The sequence below is a fragment of the Mesorhizobium sp. WSM4887 genome, assembly GCF_029625865.1.
Taxonomy (GTDB): domain Bacteria; phylum Pseudomonadota; class Alphaproteobacteria; order Rhizobiales; family Rhizobiaceae; genus Mesorhizobium.
The window spans coordinates 13,830-32,502 of record NZ_JARTVP010000011.1 but is presented as its reverse complement, the minus strand read 5'-3'; the positions used below and the strand labels follow the sequence as shown (position 1 = coordinate 32,502).

The 18,673-nt window shown below is 63.3% G+C and carries 22 protein-coding genes; 15 read left to right on the top strand and 7 right to left on the bottom strand.

The window, feature by feature from the left end:
- Window positions 1-2 precede the first annotated feature (2 nt).
- Complete coding sequence (hisB, locus tag P9230_RS27095) at window positions 3-602, bottom strand: imidazoleglycerol-phosphate dehydratase HisB (RefSeq protein WP_278121232.1); 600 nt, start codon at window positions 600-602, stop codon at window positions 3-5.
- A gap of 203 nt (window positions 603-805) precedes the next feature.
- Between hisB and hslV the strand changes: the two genes are divergently transcribed.
- The 5 genes from hslV to P9230_RS27070 all read left to right on the top strand — a co-directional run bounded on the left by hslV (window position 806) and on the right by P9230_RS27070 (window position 4,941).
- Complete coding sequence (hslV, locus tag P9230_RS27090) at window positions 806-1,357, top strand: ATP-dependent protease subunit HslV (protein ID WP_278121231.1); 552 nt, start codon at window positions 806-808, stop codon at window positions 1,355-1,357.
- A gap of 49 nt (window positions 1,358-1,406) precedes the next feature.
- The gene (locus P9230_RS27085) at window positions 1,407-1,931 is read left to right on the top strand and encodes a GNAT family N-acetyltransferase (protein WP_067324669.1); all 525 of its coding nucleotides are present in this window, start codon (window positions 1,407-1,409) and stop codon (window positions 1,929-1,931) included.
- A gap of 5 nt (window positions 1,932-1,936) precedes the next feature.
- On the top strand, window positions 1,937-2,536 hold the full coding sequence (locus P9230_RS27080) for a DUF2585 domain-containing protein (protein WP_067002893.1): 600 nt from the start codon (window positions 1,937-1,939) through the stop codon (window positions 2,534-2,536).
- Between the two features lie 5 nt (window positions 2,537-2,541).
- Window positions 2,542-3,852: an ATP-dependent protease ATPase subunit HslU gene (gene hslU / locus P9230_RS27075; protein ID WP_067323891.1), complete on the top strand. Its 1,311-nt coding sequence runs from the start codon at window positions 2,542-2,544 to the stop codon at window positions 3,850-3,852.
- Window positions 3,853-3,981: 129 nt separating this feature from the next.
- Window positions 3,982-4,941 (top strand): DUF1402 family protein, encoded by a 960-nt coding sequence (locus P9230_RS27070; RefSeq protein WP_067323893.1) that lies wholly within the window; start codon window positions 3,982-3,984, stop codon window positions 4,939-4,941.
- Window positions 4,942-4,959: 18 nt separating this feature from the next.
- Here the strand turns inward: P9230_RS27070 and P9230_RS27065 are convergent, their stop codons facing one another.
- From P9230_RS27065 to P9230_RS27050, 4 genes are read right to left on the bottom strand one after another with little or no spacing between them, the layout of a single operon-like run.
- Window positions 4,960-5,769 (bottom strand): 3-methyl-2-oxobutanoate hydroxymethyltransferase, encoded by an 810-nt coding sequence (locus P9230_RS27065; RefSeq protein ID WP_067323895.1) that lies wholly within the window; start codon window positions 5,767-5,769, stop codon window positions 4,960-4,962.
- 37 nt (window positions 5,770-5,806) lie between these two features.
- A complete protein-coding gene (locus tag P9230_RS27060) occupies window positions 5,807-7,024 on the bottom strand; it encodes an FAD-dependent oxidoreductase (RefSeq protein ID WP_245322441.1) in 1,218 nt (405 codons plus the stop codon).
- A gap of 16 nt (window positions 7,025-7,040) precedes the next feature.
- Entirely contained in the window at window positions 7,041-7,355 is a 315-nt protein-coding gene (locus tag P9230_RS27055) for a MocE family 2Fe-2S type ferredoxin (RefSeq protein WP_067002880.1), read from the bottom strand.
- Window positions 7,356-7,401: 46 nt separating this feature from the next.
- Window positions 7,402-8,508 (bottom strand): fatty acid desaturase family protein, encoded by a 1,107-nt coding sequence (locus tag P9230_RS27050; RefSeq protein ID WP_278121291.1) that lies wholly within the window; start codon window positions 8,506-8,508, stop codon window positions 7,402-7,404.
- Between the two features lie 176 nt (window positions 8,509-8,684).
- Between P9230_RS27050 and P9230_RS27045 the strand changes: the two genes are divergently transcribed.
- Window positions 8,685-9,716, top strand: coding sequence for a LacI family DNA-binding transcriptional regulator (locus P9230_RS27045; protein WP_278121229.1), 1,032 nt, complete (start codon window positions 8,685-8,687; stop codon window positions 9,714-9,716).
- 124 nt (window positions 9,717-9,840) lie between these two features.
- Here P9230_RS27045 and P9230_RS27040 read toward each other — a convergent pair whose 3' ends face one another.
- On the bottom strand, window positions 9,841-10,008 hold the full coding sequence (locus tag P9230_RS27040; RefSeq protein WP_278121228.1) for a hypothetical protein: 168 nt from the start codon (window positions 10,006-10,008) through the stop codon (window positions 9,841-9,843).
- Between the two features lie 76 nt (window positions 10,009-10,084).
- Between P9230_RS27040 and P9230_RS27035 the strand changes: the two genes are divergently transcribed.
- The 8 genes from P9230_RS27035 (at window position 10,085) to P9230_RS27000 (ending at window position 17,178) form a co-directional block, all read left to right on the top strand.
- Window positions 10,085-11,026: a sugar ABC transporter substrate-binding protein gene (locus P9230_RS27035; RefSeq protein ID WP_067323901.1), complete on the top strand. Its 942-nt coding sequence runs from the start codon at window positions 10,085-10,087 to the stop codon at window positions 11,024-11,026.
- A gap of 180 nt (window positions 11,027-11,206) precedes the next feature.
- Window positions 11,207-12,283 (top strand): ABC transporter permease, encoded by a 1,077-nt coding sequence (locus P9230_RS27030; protein WP_095782140.1) that lies wholly within the window; start codon window positions 11,207-11,209, stop codon window positions 12,281-12,283.
- Between the two features lie 2 nt (window positions 12,284-12,285).
- Window positions 12,286-13,056 carry an ATP-binding cassette domain-containing protein gene (locus tag P9230_RS27025; RefSeq protein ID WP_067003269.1) on the top strand — a complete coding sequence of 257 codons (771 nt, stop codon included), beginning with the start codon at window positions 12,286-12,288 and terminating at the stop codon, window positions 13,054-13,056.
- 83 nt (window positions 13,057-13,139) lie between these two features.
- Window positions 13,140-14,132 carry an inositol 2-dehydrogenase gene (gene iolG, locus P9230_RS27020; RefSeq protein WP_095799068.1) on the top strand — a complete coding sequence of 331 codons (993 nt, stop codon included), beginning with the start codon at window positions 13,140-13,142 and terminating at the stop codon, window positions 14,130-14,132.
- 32 nt (window positions 14,133-14,164) lie between these two features.
- Window positions 14,165-14,959, top strand: a complete 795-nt coding sequence (locus P9230_RS27015) for an SDR family oxidoreductase (RefSeq protein ID WP_095825527.1) — start codon at window positions 14,165-14,167, stop codon at window positions 14,957-14,959.
- A 155-nt stretch (window positions 14,960-15,114) separates the two neighbouring features.
- The gene (locus P9230_RS27010) at window positions 15,115-15,381 is read left to right on the top strand and encodes a type II toxin-antitoxin system Phd/YefM family antitoxin (protein WP_095776897.1); all 267 of its coding nucleotides are present in this window, start codon (window positions 15,115-15,117) and stop codon (window positions 15,379-15,381) included.
- Window positions 15,378-15,800, top strand: coding sequence for a type II toxin-antitoxin system VapC family toxin (locus tag P9230_RS27005; RefSeq protein ID WP_278121225.1), 423 nt, complete (start codon window positions 15,378-15,380; stop codon window positions 15,798-15,800). Before P9230_RS27010 ends, P9230_RS27005 begins: the two co-directional genes overlap by 4 nt.
- A gap of 286 nt (window positions 15,801-16,086) precedes the next feature.
- Entirely contained in the window at window positions 16,087-17,178 is a 1,092-nt protein-coding gene (locus tag P9230_RS27000; RefSeq protein ID WP_067323911.1) for a 3-deoxy-7-phosphoheptulonate synthase, read from the top strand.
- Between the two features lie 21 nt (window positions 17,179-17,199).
- Here P9230_RS27000 and P9230_RS26995 read toward each other — a convergent pair whose 3' ends face one another.
- On the bottom strand, window positions 17,200-17,835 hold the full coding sequence (locus P9230_RS26995; RefSeq protein ID WP_095776900.1) for a LysE family translocator: 636 nt from the start codon (window positions 17,833-17,835) through the stop codon (window positions 17,200-17,202).
- Window positions 17,836-17,960: 125 nt separating this feature from the next.
- Here P9230_RS26995 and P9230_RS26990 point away from each other — a divergent pair, with 125 nt between their 5' ends.
- A complete protein-coding gene (locus tag P9230_RS26990; RefSeq protein WP_095782142.1) occupies window positions 17,961-18,662 on the top strand; it encodes a YafY family protein in 702 nt (233 codons plus the stop codon).
- Window positions 18,663-18,673 lie beyond the last annotated feature (11 nt).

Genomic DNA, 18,673 nt, shown 5'->3' with positions numbered 1-18,673 from the left:
GGTTATCCTTTCAGGGATCCCTTGGTGGACGGCACCGCATCGGGCTGGCGCGGGTCAGGCTCCAGCGCCACGCGCAGCGCCCTGGCCACGACCTTGAAGCAGGTTTCCGCAATATGATGGTTATTGGCGCCGTAGTGGTTGGTCACATGCAGCGTTATGCCGGCATTCTGCGCCAGCGCCTGGAAGAATTCGCGCACCAGCTCGGTGTCGAATGTGCCGATCTTCGGCGACGAGAAGGAAACGTTCCAGACCAGGAACGGCCTGCCGGAAACGTCGATCGCCGCCCGGGTCAGCGTCTCGTCCATTGCGAGCTCGATCGAGGCAAAGCGCATGATGCCGCGCCGCTCCCCCAAAGCCTTGCTCAGAGCCTGGCCGATGGCAATGCCGGTATCCTCGACGGTGTGATGGTCGTCGATGTGAAGATCGCCTTTGGCCTCGATCGTCATGTCGATCAGCGAATGGCGCGACAGCTGATCGAGCATGTGGTCGAAGAAGCCGACACCCGTCGAAATGTCGGATTTACCCGTGCCGTCGACATGGACCGATACGGAAATCTCGGTTTCCTTGGTCTTGCGGCTGATTTCTGCGGAACGGGGCGGCATCAGTCTTTCCTGTTCAGAGGCGCGGGCTTGAAAACGAGAGCCTTCTATCAGCATGATCCGGCGATTGCCAGTTGCCATTCCGGACTGTATCGGCCTTGCCGCGGACGGTTTGCAATCACTCGCCCTATGCATACATATGGCCGATCAAAGTCACTCGTACCGCGCCAATCGCCTTTGAGGGATAGCGCGACTCGGAGCAGGAAATGTGGAATGAACTGACCATGCACGCCACCACCATCGTCACCGTGCGCAAGGGCAGCAAGGTTGTCATCGCCGGCGACGGCCAGGTCAGTCTTGGCCAGACCATCATGAAGGGCAACGCCCGCAAGGTGCGCCGCATCGGCAAGGGCGGCAGTGTCATTGCCGGTTTTGCCGGCGCCACCGCCGACGCCTTCACCCTCCTCGAACGCCTCGAAGCCAAGCTCGAACAATATCCTGACCAACTGACCCGCGCCTGCGTCGAGCTCGCCAAGGACTGGCGCACCGACCGCTATCTGCGCCGCCTGGAAGCGATGATGCTGGTCGCCGACAAGTCGGTCTCGCTGGCGCTGACCGGCACCGGTGACGTGCTCGAGCCGGAACATGGCGTCATGGCCATCGGCTCCGGCGGCAACTACGCGCTCGCCGCCGCCCGCGCGCTGATGGACACCGACAAGGACGCCGAGGAGATCGCCCGCAGGGCGATGCAGATCGCCGCCGATATCTGCGTCTACACCAACAGCAGCTTCGTCGTCGAAACGCTCGATGCCGCCTAGGCGGCCGGCCATGATCCCGAAAAATGGGAATCGGCTTCTGGAACAGATCATGGTCGAACAGGAAGACAGCTACGATTTTCGGCCGGTCACCCAAAAGGATCTGCCGATGATCGCCCGCTGGCTTGCCGAGCCGCATATCGCCGAATGGTGGGGCGATCCGGAAAAGGAGATCGCCGAGATACGCGAGCATATCGGGTCGGTTTCGGTGGAGCCGCTGATCGTCGAATTGGGCGGCAAGCCGATCGCCTATCTGCAGAGCTACGATCCGCATCTCGAGGACAACCATCCTTACGCCGACCAGCCATTCGGCACGCTGGGTATCGATCTGTCGATCGGGCCGCCGGACCTGGTCGGCATCGGCCACGGCTCGGCCATCGTCCGCCAGTTCGTCGCGGAACTGTTCGAGGAAGGCGCGCCGCGCGTCGTCATCGATCCGCATCCCGGCAATGGCCGCGCCATCCGCGCCTATGAAAAGGCCGGCTTCAGGCCGATCGGCCGCAGGCATTCGGAATATGGGGACGTCGTGCTGATGGCCGTCGATGCGGCCGAAATCGACCAACAAGAGGGGGACTGATCACAATGACCGCATCCGGGGGAGACAAGACGCTGTCGGCCTATGAAGACAGCTGGCGCATGGGGCTGCTGCTGGTGCTGGCTCTCGTCGTTTTCCAGGCCGGCATTCTCTACGGCATGGGCCATCCGCCGATCTGCACCTGCGGCTACGTCAAGCTCTGGCACGGTGTGGTGAACAGCTCGGAGAATTCCCAGCACATCGCCGACTGGTACACCTTCTCGCACATCATCCACGGCTTCCTGTTCTATGCGCTGGCCTGGGCTCTGTTCCCGCGCTCGCCCGTCGGGCTGAGGCTGGCTTTCGCCGTCCTCATCGAAGGCGGCTGGGAACTCCTGGAGAACAGCCCCTTCATCATCGACCGCTACCGCGCCGGCACCATCTCCCTCAACTACTACGGCGACAGCATCATCAATTCGGTGTCCGACACGCTGTTCATGGCGCTCGGATTTGTGATGGCGCGAAAGCTCCCTATATGGGTGATCGTGGCTCTGGCGCTCATTTTCGAATTCGGCACGGGCTACATCATCCGGGACAATCTGACGCTCAACGTGATCATGCTGCTGCATCCGTTCGAGTCCATCAGGCAGTGGCAAAGTGGAATTTGAGTAATATGAGCACCTTTTCTCCCCGCGAAATCGTTTCGGAACTCGACCGCTTCATCATCGGCCAGAAAGACGCCAAGCGCGCCGTGGCGATCGCCTTGCGCAACCGCTGGCGCCGCCAGCAGCTGGAGGGCCAGATGCGCGAAGAGGTGATGCCCAAGAACATCCTGATGATCGGCCCGACCGGCGTCGGCAAGACCGAGATCTCGCGCCGGCTGGCGCGGCTGGCCGGCGCGCCTTTCGTCAAGGTCGAGGCCACCAAGTTCACCGAGGTCGGCTATGTCGGCCGCGACGTCGAGCAGATCGTGCGCGATCTCGTCGAGGTCGCCATCGGGCTGACGCGCGAGAAGATGCGTGAGGACGTCAAGGCGCGCGCTCACATCAATGCCGAAGAGCGCGTGCTCGAAGCTTTGGTCGGCAAGACCGCGAGCCCGGCCACGCGCGACAGCTTCCGCAAGCGGCTGCGCGACGGTGAGCTCGACGACAAGGAGATCGAGATCGAGGTGGCGGACACCGGCACCGGCGGTATGCCGGGCTTCGAGATCCCCGGCATGCCGGGCGCCAATATCGGCGTGCTCAACATCAACGACATGCTGTCGAAGGCGATGGGCGGCAGGAAGACCAAGACCCGCAAGACGACGGTGAAGGAATCCTACGCGCTACTGATCAATGACGAGTCCGACAAGCTGCTCGACCAGGACGAGGTGGTTCGCCAGGCGCTGGAATCGACGGAGAATGACGGCATCGTGTTCCTCGACGAGATCGACAAGATCGCGGCCAGGAGCGACATTTCGGGCGGTCCCTCACGTGAAGGCGTTCAGCGCGATCTGCTGCCGCTGGTTGAAGGCACCACCGTTGCGACGAAATACGGGCCGATCAAGACGGACCATATTCTTTTCATCGCCTCGGGCGCGTTCCACGTCTCCAAGCCTTCGGACCTGCTTCCGGAGCTGCAGGGCCGCTTGCCGATCCGGGTCGAATTGCGTGCCCTGGAGAAGCAGGATTTCGTCCGCATCCTCACCGAAACAGAGGCCAGCCTCATCAAGCAGTATATTGCGCTGATGAAGACCGAAGGCGTCGAGTTGGCCTTCACCGACGACGCCATCGATTCGCTCGCCGGCATTGCCGTCGACCTCAACGCCAATGTCGAGAACATCGGCGCCAGACGCCTGCAGACGGTGATGGAACGGGTGCTGGACGAGATTTCCTACGACGCGCCGGACCGCCACGGCACGGCGGTCACCATCGATGCCGACTACGTGCAGAAGCATGTCGGCGATCTCTCGCGCAACACCGACCTGTCACGGTTCATCCTCTAACGGGCGAAGCCCGGCGATGTGTGGCCAGATGGTACCATCTGGCCACCTTTCGTCCCGTCGGAAGCTTGCCTCGTCTCGACTCTCCCACGCGCTTTACCTAGTTTGCCGCCGACTTGAAGGCGGCGGTGGATGAAGAAACGCATACTTCTTTTTGTTGGGCTGGCATTGGCCGCGGCGATGGCAACGGCGAACGCGGCGACCATGGTGCCGCCGGGCAATCGCAATAGCGTGCAGCCGGATATTCCGGGCGCTTCCAGCCGGCGCACTCAGGCCACCAACACCAGCTTCCAGGCCAAGTATCGCAAGGTCTACGCGCTCTTGCAGAACGATGCCGAGCTGCGCGCCAAGATCAGGAAAGTGGCGGCCGCCTACGACATCGATCCGATGCACATCGTCGGCGCCATCGTCGGCGAGCACACCTACAATGTCGACGCCTATGATCGGCTGCAGACCTATTACGTCAAGGCAATGTCCTACCTGTCGAGCAAGCTCACCTTTGCTTATGAAGGGGAGGACGTCAGCGATTTCGTTGAGCGGCCGCAATTCCAGAAATGCGCCGGCATAACCGACAGCTACGATCTCTGGGAATGCCGCGAGCAGGTGTGGAACCATTCCTTCCGCGGCAAGACCGTCGGCGGGACCAGCTTCCCCAACGACCGCTTCGGAGCCACTTTCTTCCAACCCTACTATGCCGGCCAGACTTTCGGACTCGGCCAGCTCAACCCGCTGACGGCGCTGCAGATGAGCGATCTCGTGCACAAGGTCTCCGGCCTGCCCGAGCTCGACGTCAATGATCCGAACACGGTCTACAAGACCATCATGGATCCCGACCTCACGCTGCCTTACGTCGCTGCGACCATCAGGAAGTCGATCGACGCCTACAACAGCATCGCCGGCTTCGACATCTCGCACAATCCGGGCCTGACCGCCACGCTCTACAATGTCGGCAACCCCGAGCAGCGCGCCTATGCGTTGGAGGAGGAGAACGAGAAGCGTCGCGCCGCCGGGGAACCGGAAAAGCTGCCCGAGGAGAATTATTACGGCTGGCTGGTCAACGACAAGCTGGACGAGCTGAAGACGCTGTTCTAGCCGGCTGAGCCGGGTGGTTCAGTAGCCTTCCGAGGCGAGAAACGCCTCGAACTTGCGCATTTCGTCGGCATCCGCCTCGACCATGTGCCGCGGCTCTGGATAGGCGCCCGCCTGGATATCGTCTGCATATTCGCGGAAGGCCGCGATGCGCTCGCTCTGCAGGCGGTCGAACTCCGCCGCGAAGTCGCGGTAGCGCTTGGCATGGCGCGGATAATGGCCGCGATTGCTGCCGAGCACGTCTTCGGAGAACAGATATTGCGCATCGCAGCCGGCGCCGGCGCCCATCGAGATCATGATCAGCGATGTACGCCGCGAGATCGCGCTTGCAACCGGGGCCGGCACAACTTCGATCTCGGCGGCGAAGGCGCCGGCGGCTTCAAGGTCCTTGACCTGCTTCCAGACGAAGGCAGCACTTTCGGCCGTCTTGCCGACCGCCTTGAAGCCGCCCGTCCAGGTCGCATGCGCCGGGATCAGCCCGACGTGACCGCAGACCGGAATATGCTCGTCGCGCAGCCGGCGGATGGTCTGCAGGCTGGCCGCGCAATACATGGCGTCGGCGCTGGCCGCGCGCAGCTTCACCGCCATGCGCAGGATCTCGTCGGTGGTTGCGCCCAGCTTGATGCGTTCGTCGCCGGGAATGGCAAAGCAAGTGGGTGCGGCGTCGCGAAAACGCGGATCGAAGATAAGATCATAGGGGACCGAGATGATGTCGATGCCGGCACGCTCGGCGGCCTCGGCCTCCTCCAGCGAGAAAACGCGCAGCTTCGAAAGCTGGCGCTTGCCCTTCAGCAATTGCAAATCGGCGACGGTCGGTCTGTTGCGTGCCATGTCCGTGGATCCCCTCGTTTCCAGCGATTACTCGGGCCTATGCCGCCAGCAGCGACTTCAGCTTGACCGATTGCGAGCCGAGCGCCTCAGGCGCGGGCGTCGCCCGCTTCGCGATCAGCATCTCGGCCAACCGTATGTCGCGCGCCACCGCATTGCCGGGCCCGATGCCGCTGGCGGCGACCAGCCTGCCGTCCTCGGCCAGGTGGAACAGAATGAAGGCGCCGTCGTAGAGGTCGCGCCGTACGGTCGAGCGGCCTTCGTCCGAAAGCCCGGCGATCTGCAGCGTGAGCCCATATTGATCCGACCAGAACCACGGCACCGCGGCATGCGCCTCGTTGGCGCCCAGCATGTTCTTCGCGGCGAGCGCGCCCTGCTCCTGCGCGTTGCGCCAGGCTTCCAGCCGCACGCGCCGGCCGCCATAGACGGCGAGCGGGAACGAGCAGCAGTCGCCGGCGGCAAAAACATCCGGATCCGCGGTGCAAAGGTTCTCATCGACGGCGATACCATTGTCGATCGCAAGTCCTGCTTCGGCAGCGAGCGCCGTCACCGGCACCGCGCCGATGCCGATCACGGCAAGATCGGCGACGATGTCCTGCCTGTCGGCAAGCGTGATGCGAACTTGCGTGCCGTCATCGGCAATCGCCGTGATGCCTTGGCCGGTAAGCACCTTCACGCCTTCGGCCTGATGCGCCTTATGAATGATTTCCGCGATCTCGGCCGGCACGCCGCGCATCAGGATGCGCGGCTGCGCCTCGAGCACTGTGACCGTTGCGCCTAGCTTGCGCGCCGAAGCGGCAAGCTCGAGGCCGATGAAACCGCCGCCGATGATGGCGACGCGGTTCTCCGGCTTGAGATGGGCGCGGATCGCGAGCGCGTCGTTGAAGGTCCTGAGATAAACGCAGCGGCCGCCCAGACCAGGCATCGGCAGCTTGCGCGGCACGGACCCGGTCGCGAGCAGCAGCTTGCCATAGCCAAGCGAAGAGCCGTCGGAGAGGCGCACGAGATGCGCGGCGCGGTCGATAGCGACGGCCCGAACGGAATGGATGTGGCGGATCGAGTGTTCGGCCAAAAGCTCGTCGCTGGCGATCGCCTTGATGAGGGGCGCCTCGCTGGTCATCGCCTCCTTCGACAGCGGCGGCCGTTCATAGGGCAGATGCGGCTCGTCGCCGACCAGCGTCACCGGCCCTTCATGACCAAGGTCGCGCAGGGTAAGCGCGGCACGACCGCCGCACTCGCCGGCGCCGATGATGACCATTCCTCCCGCCATGCCGTCACCCAAGCTGAATGAGGACTTTGCCGGCGTCGACCTTGACCGGATAGGTCTTGAGATTGACGCAGACCGGCGCCCCGCGCGCGTCGCCGGTCTTGTAGTTGAAGCGGCCATTGTGTTTTGGACACTCGATGATGTCGTCCATCACCAGCCCATCGGCCAGATGCACTTTCTCATGCGAGCACAGGCCGTCGGTCGCGTAATACTCGTCCTCCGGGCTGCGATAGATGGCGTAGGTGCGGCCGGCATGATCGAACCGCATTACGTCCTCCTCGTCGATGTCTCCGGCCGCGCAGGCCTCGACCCAGTCGCTCATGTCGTCCTCCGGCGAAATTCTTCGTTGTCGGTTGTGTCGGATCCGGTCACTCGGCCGCGGCCGCTACCGGATTGTCGTTGTGCAGCTCTTCCCGGTAGGGCTTTGCCGTCGGCGGCAGCTCGCGCTTGAGGAAGTAGTCCTCGTTGCGCAGCTGGCGCAGGAAGGCCGGGATCATCTCGCGGTAGCCGGCCAGGATCGACGGCGTCGGCGCCGGCAAATCGTGCTTGATCAGCTCATGCAGCTTGGGCAGCGCGTGGTAGGGCACCATCGGGAACATGTGGTGCTCCACATGGTAGTTCATGTTCCAATAGATGAACCGGCTGATCGGGTTCATGTAGACGGTGCGGCTGTTCAGCCGATGGTCGATGACATTGTCGGCCAGCCCGCCATGCTGCAGCAGCCCGGTCATGACGTGATGCCAGGCGCCGTAGAGGCGGGGCAGGCCGACGAGCATCAGCGGCAGCCATGAATGCAGATAGAGCGCCAGCGCGATGGTCGCGACATAGATGGCGAGCCAAATACGGGCGATGCGGATGGCCTTGGGCTGCTCCTGTTCCGGGATGAAGGTCTGTTCTGCGGCGCTGATGACGCCGGCGGCATTGCGCACCATGTCGGTCATCGCATGCCAGGCATCGAGCACGCCGAAAAAATTCAGCACAACGCGCAAAAGGTCCGGCGGTCGCATGACGGCGATCTCCGGGTCGCGGCCGACGATGATGGTGTCGGTGTGGTGGCGTGTATGGCTCCAGCGCCAGGTCACCGGATTGCGCATGATCATGAAGCAGGCGAGCTGGTAGACCGCATCGTTCATCCATTGGGTGCGGAAGGCAGTGCCGTGACCGCATTCGTGCCAGCGGGAGTCGGTCGAGGAACCGTACAGCGTGCCATAGACAAAGAAGAACGGCACGCACCACCAGCTGCCCCAGAACCAAGCGCCGCCCGCGCCACTGAGGAACAGCGCACCGAGCCAGATGATGGTGTCTCGGATAGCGGGCTGGTCGGAGCGCTGCATCAGCTCCTTCATCTGCTTGCGCGGGATCTCGGTGTGGTACCACTGGGCCGCCGAAAGACCGTTCTCGATCGCGCGCTTGGCGTCGCGGCCGGTCAGGCTGTAGTCGCGTCCGGACGGCGCCGGAGACGTGATTGCCGTCATTGCGGGGTCCTCCATCAGCACCTGGCGAATGGCCCTCGGCAATGCCGCGCCTCGCCCATGGCTGGCTTCGACTTCACCATAGCGCCAAGTCATGATAGCCTCAATGTCACAAAGATAGATTCTATCATTTTCTATCAGATTGGGCTAATCTGAGTCGGGCAAGCGATGGAGCACTCATGGCAAAGCGGCCGACAATCACCGATCTCGCGCGCGTTTCAGGTTTCAGCGTCGCCACGGTCGACCGGGTGTTGAACAATCGCCTGCCGGTGCGCGAGGAGACGGCGCGTCGCGTCTACGAGGCGGCGACCGACATCGGCTATCACGCCGCTGGCCTGATCAGGCAGCGCATGCGCCAGGAGTTGCCCGAATATCGTCTCGGCTTCCTGCTGCTGCGCGGCAATGACGTTTTCTACGGCGATTTCGCGCGCGAGCTGGAGCTTGCCGTCTCGCAATCGCAACGTTTCCGGGGCACTGCGACGATCGACTTCGCCGCTTCGCTGGCGCCCGATGAGATCGCCGCCCAGATGCGCAAGCTGGCGGCGAAATCCAGGGCCATCGCCGTGGTCGGTCCGGACCATCCCACCCTGACGGCGGTGGTCGAGGCGCTGAAGGCGCGAGGGCAGCCGGTCTTTTCGCTGCTCTCCGACTTCGCCGCCGGCATCCGTGAAGGCTATGTCGGGCTCGACAACCGCAAGGTCGGACGCACCGCGGCCTGGATGATCGCCAAGGCCGCCAGCAAGCCAGGCAAGGTCGCGCTTTTCGTCGGCAGCCACCGTTTTCATGGTCACGAGCTGCGCGAGATCGGCTTCCGCTCCTATTTTCGCGAGCATGCGCCGGATTTCACTGTGATGGAGACGCTGGTCAACCTGGAGGCCAACCAGGTGACGCAGGATGCGATGCTCGAGCTTCTGGCTCGGCATCCCGACCTTGCCGGCTGCTACGTCGCCGGCGGCGGCATGGAGGGCGCGGTCGCGGCGTTGAGGGCGGCGAAGCCGGCGCATATGCCGGTGGTCGTCTGCAACGAGATCAATGCGGAGTCGCGCGCGGCACTTGCCGACAACATCCTGACCATGGTGATCTCGACCCCGCTGGCGGCGCTCTGCCGCGAGCTTGTCGGGCTGATGGCGCATGCCATCGAGACCGGCGCCGCCAATGCGCCCGGCCAGACTTTTCTCCCCTTCGACATCTATCTGCCGGAAAACATCTAAGCCGCCTTCCGTCGGAATGATGTGATCCATCAGGCTGATGGAATTCTTTCGCGCCGTGAAATTGCCCGGAAGTCCGCCGCAGAACGTTTGCATGCCCGGCCGCGAGGGCGCTGCACGCTTGTCTTCATCGAAAAACCGGCACGCCCATTTCGAATCTCCCTTGACGGCTGTAAGCGAAATGGAATAAATATTTCACCAACTGGGTATTTTGGTTCTTTCGTTCCGGAATATCTGTTTCAAACAGAGGACCAGGCGTTCCATTATGCGAGGAAAACGCCGCCGGAAGGGCCATGGGAGAGATTCCCCGGTAACATCGGGGATTCCGGTTCAATCGGTGCAGCCGGACACCAAGTGGAGGAGAAACTAAAATGAAGAAACTGCTTTTGGGCGTCGCGCTTTCGGCGCTGATGTGTTCGTCCGCCTTCGCCGCCAAGATCGGCGTCTCGATGGCTCTTTTCGACGACAATTTCCTGACGGTGCTGCGCAACGGCATGATCGCCCAGGCCAAGGGCATGGACGGCGTCGAACTGCAGGTCGAGGACGCGCAGAACGACGTGGCCAAGCAGCTCGACCAGATCAAGAACTTCGCCGCTTCGGGCGTCGACGCGATCATCGTCAACCCGGTCGACACTTCGGCCACCCAGGCGATGTCGGATGCGGCGGCCGCGGCCAAGATCCCGCTGGTCTATGTCAACCGCGAGCCGGTCAATGTCGACAAGCTGCCCGACAACCAGGCTTTCGTCGCGTCCAATGAGGCCGAGTCCGGCACGCTCGAGACCAAGGAAATCTGCCGGCTGTTCAAGGAAGCCGGCAAGAAGGAAGCCAATGTCTATGTGATCATGGGCGAGCTATCCAATCAGGCGGCGGTGCAGCGCACCAAGGATATCGATGAAGTGATTGCCACGCCGGACTGCAACTTCATCAAAATCATCGACAAGCAGACCTCGAACTGGAAGCGTGACGAAGCGCAGAACCTGATGACCAACTGGCTGTCGTCCGGCAAGCCGTTCGACGGCGTCATCGCCAACAATGACGAAAGCGCCATCGGCGCCATCCAGGCGATGAAGGCCGCCAATATCGACATGAAGTCGGTCGTGGTCGGCGGCGTCGACGCAACCCAGGACGCGCTGGCCGCGATGCAGGCGGGCGATCTCGACGTCACGGTCTTCCAGGACGCGGCGGGCCAGGGCGCGGGCGCGCTCGATGCGGCGCTGAAGCTCGCCAAGGGCGAGAAGGTGGAGCGCAAGGTCTACATCCCCTTCCAGCTCGTGACGCCGGCGAACATCGACAAGTTCCTGAAGAAGAACTGAGGTCGCGCCAACGCAATTCCAGGAAGTTTTCCGTACGGACTTGCGTGAGGACAAACCCTGGAGCGGCGCTCCGACGCATCGAGTTGGCTGAAATCGGCTGCAGACAGAGCAGCGTCGCTCCCTTCCTTCTCCCGCCCGACCGGGCGGGAGAGCGGGCGCGGTCATTCGGAGGAAGAAGACGTGTCACAGACATCGCATGGCATTGGCGGGCTGAGCTATGACGCCAAAAAGCGCCCCTGGCCTGCCGAGTTCAACGTGTTTCTGGCGCTGGTCATCCTGGTCGGCGCATTCGAGCTGATCGGCCGCGTCTTCCTCGGCGACAGCTTCCTCTTCAACACCCGCGATAACGTCGATGCTATTTTCAACGAGCAGCGGCTGCAGATCATCATCCTGCAGGTGTCGATCGTCGGCATCATCGCCATCGGCGTCACGCAGGTGATCATCTGCGGCGGCATCGACCTGTCCTCGGGCTCGATCGTCGGCGCCACCGCCATGATCGCCATGAGTTTCGCGCAGGTTGCGACCGTCAACGGCAATCCCAACCCGAAGGCGATGTTCATTGACTACGGATGGACCGACCTGCCGGTCATCGTGCCGCTGCTGGTCGCGATCGGCTGCGGGCTGATTGCCGGCCTGATCAACGGCGCCCTGATCGCCTACACCCGCATTCCGCCGTTCATCGCCACGCTCGGCATGATGGTCACGGCGCGCGGCATCGCCAAATGGTGGTCGAAGGGCCAACCGATCTCGTTCCCGACCGACAGCTTCGCGGCCATCGGCAAGGGGCTGATGCCGGTCATCATCTTCATTTCACTGGCGATCCTGTTCCAGCTCATCCTGAGCTACACCCGATACGGCAAGCATTGTTACGCCATTGGCTCCAACGAGGACGCCGCGCGCATGTCCGGCATCAAGATCGCCAACCACAAGGTGCTGGTCTATGTGATTGCCGGCATCCTCGCCTCGATCGCCGCGGTGGTGCTCTCCTCCAAGAACCTCACTGCCCAGGCCGGCATGGGCGTGATGTACGAGCTCGACGCCATCGCCATGGCGGTCATCGGCGGCGTCTCGCTCTCGGGCGGCCGCGGGTCTATCATAGGCACGGTGATCGGCTCGCTGATCTTCGGCGTCATCATCTCCGGCTTCACCTTCCTGCGCCTCGACGCCTACTACCAGGAGATGGTCAAGGGCGTGATCATCGTCGGCGCAGTCGTTCTCGATCAATGGCGCCAGCGCCGCCGGGCGATAGGAGCTTGACCATGTCCGATATCGTTCTGAAGACCGAAAACCTCACCAAGCATTATGGCGGCGTTCACGCGCTGCAGGAGGCGAATTTCGAGCTGCGCAAGGGCGAGCATGTCGCCATCATGGGCGACAACGGCGCCGGCAAGTCGACCTTCGTGCGCCAGATCACCGGCGTCGAGCAGCGCACCGACGGCAAGATCTGGTTCGACGGCAAGGAAGTGAACTTCGCCGGCCCGATCGAGGCGCGCGAGGCCGGCATCGAGACCGTGTTCCAGAACCTGGCTCTGGCCGACGACCTCGACGTGCCGTCGAACCTCTTCCTCGGCCGGGAGAAGGTGCTTTTCAACCTCGGCCCCTTCTCGATTCTCGACCGCAAGGCGATGCGCAGGGCGACGGAGGCGGCGCTGATCCGCACCGCGGTGAAGATCCCGAACCTTTCCAGCACCATCCGCCACATGTCGGGCGGCCAGCGCCAATGCGTGGCGATCGCCAGGACCGCAACCTTCGCCTCCAAGCTGATCATCATGGACGAGCCGACCGCAGCGCTTGGCGTGCAGGAAACGGCGCAGGTCGAAAACATCATCCGCACGCTGAAGGAGAACGGCGAGCCGCTGATCCTGATCAGCCACAACATGCGCCAGGTCTTCGACCTGGTCGACCGCATCGTCGTCTTCCGGCGCGGCCGCATCGTCGCCAATTTGCGCAAGCAGGACACCGACGGCAACGACATCGTCGCTTACATCACCGGCGCCAAGACCGGGCAGGCGGAGCTTCAGGCCGCCTGACCAGGCGCCACGACGGGACCAGACCAAATCGTCCGCGCCGGCCGGCGCGGACACGTTTTAGAGCCACCCTCAAAGGACATTCCATGACTCTCCGCTTCGCTCTTCTCGGCGCCGGCCGTATCGGCAAGGTGCATGCCCGCGCCGTAGCCTCAAACCCGCAGGCCAAGCTGGTGGCCGTGGCGGACGCCTTCGAGAAAGCGGCGACGGAGCTTGCCTCCGCCTATGGGGCCGAGGTGCGCAGCATCGACGCCATCGAGCAGGCCAAGGACATCGACGCCGTCATCATCTGCACGCCGACCGACACTCACGCCGACCTCATCGAGCGCTTCGCCAGGGCCGGCAAGGCGATCTTCTGCGAGAAGCCGATCGACCTCGACGTCAAGCGCGTCGAGCAGTGCCTGGCCGTGGTCGACAAGGCCGGCGCTACGCTGATGGTCGGCTTCAACCGCCGCTTCGACCCGCATTTCGCCGCCGTCCGCAAGGCGATCGACGACGGCGCCATCGGCGATGTCGAGATGGTCACCATCACCTCGCGTGATCCGGGCGCGCCGCCGCTCGACTACATCGCGCGATCCGGCGGCATTTTTCGCGACATGACCATCCATGATTTCGACATGGCGCGCTTCCTGCTCGGCGAGGAGCCGGTGGCGGTCAGCGCGCACGCCTCGGTGCTGGTCGACAAGAAGATCGGCGAAGCGGGCGATTTCGATTCCGTCAGCGTCATTCTGGAAACGGCGTCCGGCAAGCAGGCCGTCATCTCCAACTCGCGCCGCGCCACCTATGGCTACGACCAGCGCATCGAGGCGCACGGCTCGAAGGGCATGGTTGCGGCCGAGAATCAGCGGCCGGTGTCGATCGAGCTCGCCAATGACAAGGGCTACACCCGCCCGCCGCTGCACGATTTCTTCATGACCCGCTACATCGAAGCCTACGCCAACGAGATCGCTTCCTTCATCGCCGCCGCGACTGCCGGCAAGAAGGCGGCGCCGAGCGGCAAGGACGGGCTGGTCGCCTTGAAGCTGGCTGATGCCGCCTTGGAGTCTGCCAAGACAGGCAAGACCGTCCGCGTCGCCTGAAGGTTTGAAACTCGATTACAGGAGCCAGAGCGATGAACGGTCTAGCCGGTCGCAATTCAGAAACGCGCGCCATCGTCACCGGCGGCGCGCAGGGCATCGGCTTCGCCGTCGCGGAAGCCTTGGCCGACGAGGGTTGCCGCGCGCTGGCGCTGGTCGGCCGCTCGCAGGACAAAGGTGACAAGGCGGTCGCAGCGCTCAAGAAGAACGGTGTCGATGCCATCTTCATCAGCGCCGATGTCGCCAAGGTCGCCGACTGCAAGCGCGCCGTCGCAACGGCGCTCGCGCATTTCGGCACTTTGAACGCGCTGGTCAACGCCGCCGCCACTTCGGCCCGCGGCTCGTTGGTCGAGACATCGGAAGAGCTTTTCGACCAGATCTTCGACACCAATGTGCGCGGCCCCTTTTTCCTGATGCAAGGCCTCGTCGCGCATCTCCTGGAGCGCAGGGCGCCGGGCTCGATCGTCAACGTGCTGTCGATGTCGGCGCATGCCGGCCAGTCCTTCCTGACGCCCTATTCGACCAGCAAGGGCGCGCTGATGACGCTGACCAAGAATGTCGCCAGCTCCTACCGGAAAAACCGCATCCGCTGCAACGCGGTGCTGCCCGGCTGGATGGATACCGAGGGCGAGGCGATCGTGCAGAAGAAGTGGCACGATGCGCCGGACGACTGGCTGGAAAAGGCCGAGGCCGCGCAGCCGATGGGCCAGTTGGTCAAGCCGGCGCAGCTTGCCCGGCTGATCACCTATATGCTCAGCCCGCAGGCCGGCGTCATGACCGGCTCGCTGGTCGATTATGATCAAAACATAGCTGGCGTGATCGGGGAGTAGTGACACGAGTAGCCTTACGCCAGAAGCCGGCCAGCTATGGGTGGAGATGTGATCAGCCTCGTGCGCCCAAAGGTACGCGGCCCCTGAGAGCCCCTGTTGCCGCAGCATCGCTATTCCGGTATAGTCAAGATGGTCAGAGTAGTCATGAGATTGAGATGCTGCCCGGACCGAAAGAAGATACGAGCTGGACGGTCGCTGGGGCAAAGGCCCGGCTCTCGGAGGTAATAGATCGGGCGCAATCTTCGCCTCAGACGATCACCCGTAACGGCAAACCAAGCGTTGTCGTCGTGTCCGCAGAGGAATGGCGGCGGAAGACCGCCCGCAAAGGAACGCTTGCGGAGTTCCTCCTGGAGTCGCCGCTGCGCGGCGCCGATCTCGACCTTGAGCGTCAAGCCGACGAACCGCGTGATCAGCCGCTTTGAGGCTTCTGCTCGATACCAATGTCCTGTCAGAGGTGACGAGGCCGGCGCCGGATGTAGGCGTTCTAAAGTGGCTGGACGGGCTTGATGAGGATCGATCATTCATCAGCGTCGTGTCGATCGCCGAGATCCGGCGCGGCGTTTCCCTCATGGATGAGGGCCGCAAACGAGAGGCACTGGCCGAATGGCTCGCTCGAGATTTGCCGCAGCGCTTCGAGCAAAGGGTTTTGCCCGTGGACGAAGCCGTTGCCTTGGCCTGGGGCGACCTGATGGGCCTTGCCAAGCGCCGCGGTCGCAGTCTGTCGTCGATGGACGGTCTGATCGCCGCCACCGCGATTGCGAAGCAGCTCACCTTGGCAACGCGTAATTCGAAGGATTTCGAAGGCTTTGCAATCGAACTTTTCGATCCATGGTCTGCATGAACCGTGAACCGCTGCATGATGCTCTCTTTTTTCCCGAGGCCACGGAGCACGGCGCAAACCAAGCAAATGCTTAGCTTCATGAGGACGTGACAAGCGCCTCGGCATCGACTATATGAGCCGCATGATCCACCTGACCGCCTCGTTTTGGTACTTTAGCTACGGTAGCTCGCTGGCGGCGGGAGGATTGCGCTCGATCTGAAGATTGCAGCATCTAATCCGAAAAGCCGCCAGACCTGGCGGCTTTTTCGTTTCAGCCGGCAGGTCTCCTAACCAGGAGCAGAAAGCCGTGTTGACCACCACAGACGACCTACGGGTCAAGGAACTCAAAGTCCTGAGCACGCCGGACGACGTGATGCGCGAGATACCGCGCTCGCTCACGGCGACGCGCACCGTTGCCGCCTCGCGCAACGCCATCCATTCCATCCTGACCGGGGCCGACGATCGACTGGTCGTCATCGTCGGCCCTTGTTCCATCCACGATCCGGTCGCCGCCGTGGACTACGCCAGCCGTCTGGCGGCGCTGCGCGAGGCCCTGGCCGACCGGCTCGAGATCGTCATGCGCGTCTATTTCGAGAAGCCGCGCACCACGGTTGGCTGGAAGGGCCTGATCAACGATCCCGACCTCGACGGCAGCTTCAACATCGACAAAGGCTTGCGGATGGCGCGCAACGTGCTTTCCGCCGTCAACAATCTCGGCCTGCCGGCGGCGACCGAATTCCTCGACATGACGACGCCGCAATACATCGCCGACCTCGTCGCCTGGGGCGCCATCGGCGCGCGCACGACCGAAAGCCAGATCCACCGCGAGCTGGCGTCGGGCCTCTCTTGCCCGGTCGGCTTCAAGAACGGCACCGACGGCAATCTGAGAATCGCCGGCGAGGCGGTGAAGTCCGCTGCGCAGCCGCATCATTTCATGGCGGTGACCAAGGGCGGCCGCAGCGCGATCGCGGCGACGACCGGCAACGAAGACTGCCATGTCATTCTGCGTGGCGGCGTAGCGCCGAACTACGACGCGGCAAGCGTCGACGCGGCCGCCGCGGAGCTCGGCCGCATCGGCATCGCGCCGCGCCTGATGATCGATGTCAGTCACGCCAACAGCGGCAAGAAGCCGGAGAACCAGCCGAAAGTCGCGCACGACGTGGCGGGCCAGGTCGCAGCGGGCGACGAGCGCATCATCGGAGTCATGATCGAGAGCAATCTCGTCGCCGGCCGTCAGGACGTCGTGCCCAGCAAGCAGCTCACCTACGGCCAGAGCATCACCGACGGCTGCATCGATTGGGCGACCACCGAAACGGTGCTGCACGGACTTGCCGGCGCCGTCGAGTGGCGCCGGTCCGTGAAGCGCGAACTGCTCGCCACCCGTCAGGGCGCCGCCTGACAACCCTGGCGAGGGCGGCGTTCACGCGGCCCTCAGCCCTTCCCATGCGGTGAATACCGAGACCGCGAATAGAAGCAGCCCGGCCGCACGGCCGGCAATGACCGTTGCCCGCGGATTGCCGACCAGAAGCGCCCGGCTGCGCCCGGCGGTGATGGCGAGGCCGCCGTAGATTCCTGCTTGTGTGACGACAGTCAGCAGTCCCATGATGGTCGCCTGCATCCAGATCGGACCGTAAACCGGCTTCAGGAACTGCGGATAGACGGCAAGGATAAACAGATAGGCCTTGGGGTTGATCAGGCAGGTGACCAATCCCTGGCGAAAGGCTTTCCAGGCGGAGCGGCTGCCGGCGGGCCCGTCATCGCTGACGGTGATCGAGCTGCGCATCAGCGAAATTCCGATATAGGCCATGTAAGCGGCGCCGGCGATCAGCAGCGGTTTGAACAGGACCGGCACGAAATGAATCAGCAGCCCGACCCCGATCGCCCCGTTCAACGTATGCACTACGCCGCCGAGCATAATGCCGCCGGTCGCCGCCAGCCCCCTGTCGCGCCCCCCGGTCAGCGCATTGGCCAGCACGAACAGCATGTCCATGCCCGGCACGGCGATGATGCCGAACAGCAGGATGAAGAACAGCCAGAGATTTTCCGTGTAACTCATGTCAGTTGCCTGTCGCGGCCCGCCAAGGACGCTGAGGAATCTGTTGATTTTCAAACCGATGCGCGGCCCTATAGGTCATCCCAACTGACGGGGGTGTGTCAGTTGCGTTTCGATCGAGTGGAAAAATGCGCAAGGCCTCGCGCCTGTTCGAAATCATCCAGATCCTGCGGCTGGCCAAGAAGCCGGTGACCGCGGCGACGATCGCCGAGCAACTGGAAGTGACGGTGCGCTCGGTCTATCGCGATATCGCAGCGCTGCAGGCGATGCGGGTGCCGATCGAGGGCGGGCGCGGCATAGGCTATATCCTGCGCCCCGGCTTCGACCTGCCGCCGCTGATGTTTTCGATCGAGGAGATGGAGGCGATCGTGCTGTCGCTGGCGCTGCTGGAACGCACCGGCGACGACGAGCTCAAGCAGGCGGCAAAGCGCGTCGGCGCCAAGATCGCCGGCGCCGTGCCACCGCCCTTGCGCCAGACGCTCGACGCCAACGCTCTTCATGCCTGGGGTTTTTCGCCTGCGGCCGCGGCGGTCGATCTGGCGCTGGTGCGCCGCGCCATCCGCGACGAGGAGAAGCTCGACCTCGCCTACCGCGACGAAGCCGGCCGCGACACACAGCGTATCGTCCGCCCGATCGCGCTGATCTACTACGCCGAGACCGCCAACATCGTCGCTTGGTGCGAGCTGCGCCAGGCCATCCGCAATTTCCGCAGCGACCGCATCGAGGATTGCCAGCCGACCGGCCTGTGGTTCAAAGGCGAAGGCGATCAACTGCGGCAGGTTTGGGTGGACGGCTGGGAGATCAATGCGGCAGCAGCCGCCGGCACCTGAAGGCGAGCCGG

Bases quoted from the DNA above. Each gene is read 5' to 3' on its own strand.
- hisB (WP_278121232.1), bottom strand. From the start codon at position 602: ATGCCGCCCCGTTCCGCAGAAATCAGCCGCAAGACCAAGGAAACCGAG.
- hslV (WP_278121231.1), top strand. From the start codon at position 806: ATGTGGAATGAACTGACCATGCACGCCACCACCATCGTCACCGTGCGC.
- P9230_RS27085 (WP_067324669.1), top strand. From the start codon at position 1,407: ATGGTCGAACAGGAAGACAGCTACGATTTTCGGCCGGTCACCCAAAAG.
- P9230_RS27080 (WP_067002893.1), top strand. From the start codon at position 1,937: ATGACCGCATCCGGGGGAGACAAGACGCTGTCGGCCTATGAAGACAGC.
- hslU (WP_067323891.1), top strand. From the start codon at position 2,542: ATGAGCACCTTTTCTCCCCGCGAAATCGTTTCGGAACTCGACCGCTTC.
- P9230_RS27070 (WP_067323893.1), top strand. From the start codon at position 3,982: ATGAAGAAACGCATACTTCTTTTTGTTGGGCTGGCATTGGCCGCGGCG.
- P9230_RS27065 (WP_067323895.1), bottom strand. From the start codon at position 5,769: ATGGCACGCAACAGACCGACCGTCGCCGATTTGCAATTGCTGAAGGGC.
- P9230_RS27060 (WP_245322441.1), bottom strand. From the start codon at position 7,024: ATGGTCATCATCGGCGCCGGCGAGTGCGGCGGTCGTGCCGCGCTTACC.
- P9230_RS27055 (WP_067002880.1), bottom strand. From the start codon at position 7,355: ATGAGCGACTGGGTCGAGGCCTGCGCGGCCGGAGACATCGACGAGGAG.
- P9230_RS27050 (WP_278121291.1), bottom strand. From the start codon at position 8,508: ATGACGGCAATCACGTCTCCGGCGCCGTCCGGACGCGACTACAGCCTG.
- P9230_RS27045 (WP_278121229.1), top strand. From the start codon at position 8,685: ATGGCAAAGCGGCCGACAATCACCGATCTCGCGCGCGTTTCAGGTTTC.
- P9230_RS27040 (WP_278121228.1), bottom strand. From the start codon at position 10,008: ATGGCCCTTCCGGCGGCGTTTTCCTCGCATAATGGAACGCCTGGTCCT.
- P9230_RS27035 (WP_067323901.1), top strand. From the start codon at position 10,085: ATGAAGAAACTGCTTTTGGGCGTCGCGCTTTCGGCGCTGATGTGTTCG.
- P9230_RS27025 (WP_067003269.1), top strand. From the start codon at position 12,286: ATGTCCGATATCGTTCTGAAGACCGAAAACCTCACCAAGCATTATGGC.
- iolG (WP_095799068.1), top strand. From the start codon at position 13,140: ATGACTCTCCGCTTCGCTCTTCTCGGCGCCGGCCGTATCGGCAAGGTG.
- P9230_RS27015 (WP_095825527.1), top strand. From the start codon at position 14,165: ATGAACGGTCTAGCCGGTCGCAATTCAGAAACGCGCGCCATCGTCACC.
- P9230_RS27010 (WP_095776897.1), top strand. From the start codon at position 15,115: ATGCTGCCCGGACCGAAAGAAGATACGAGCTGGACGGTCGCTGGGGCA.
- P9230_RS26995 (WP_095776900.1), bottom strand. From the start codon at position 17,835: ATGAGTTACACGGAAAATCTCTGGCTGTTCTTCATCCTGCTGTTCGGC.
- P9230_RS26990 (WP_095782142.1), top strand. From the start codon at position 17,961: ATGCGCAAGGCCTCGCGCCTGTTCGAAATCATCCAGATCCTGCGGCTG.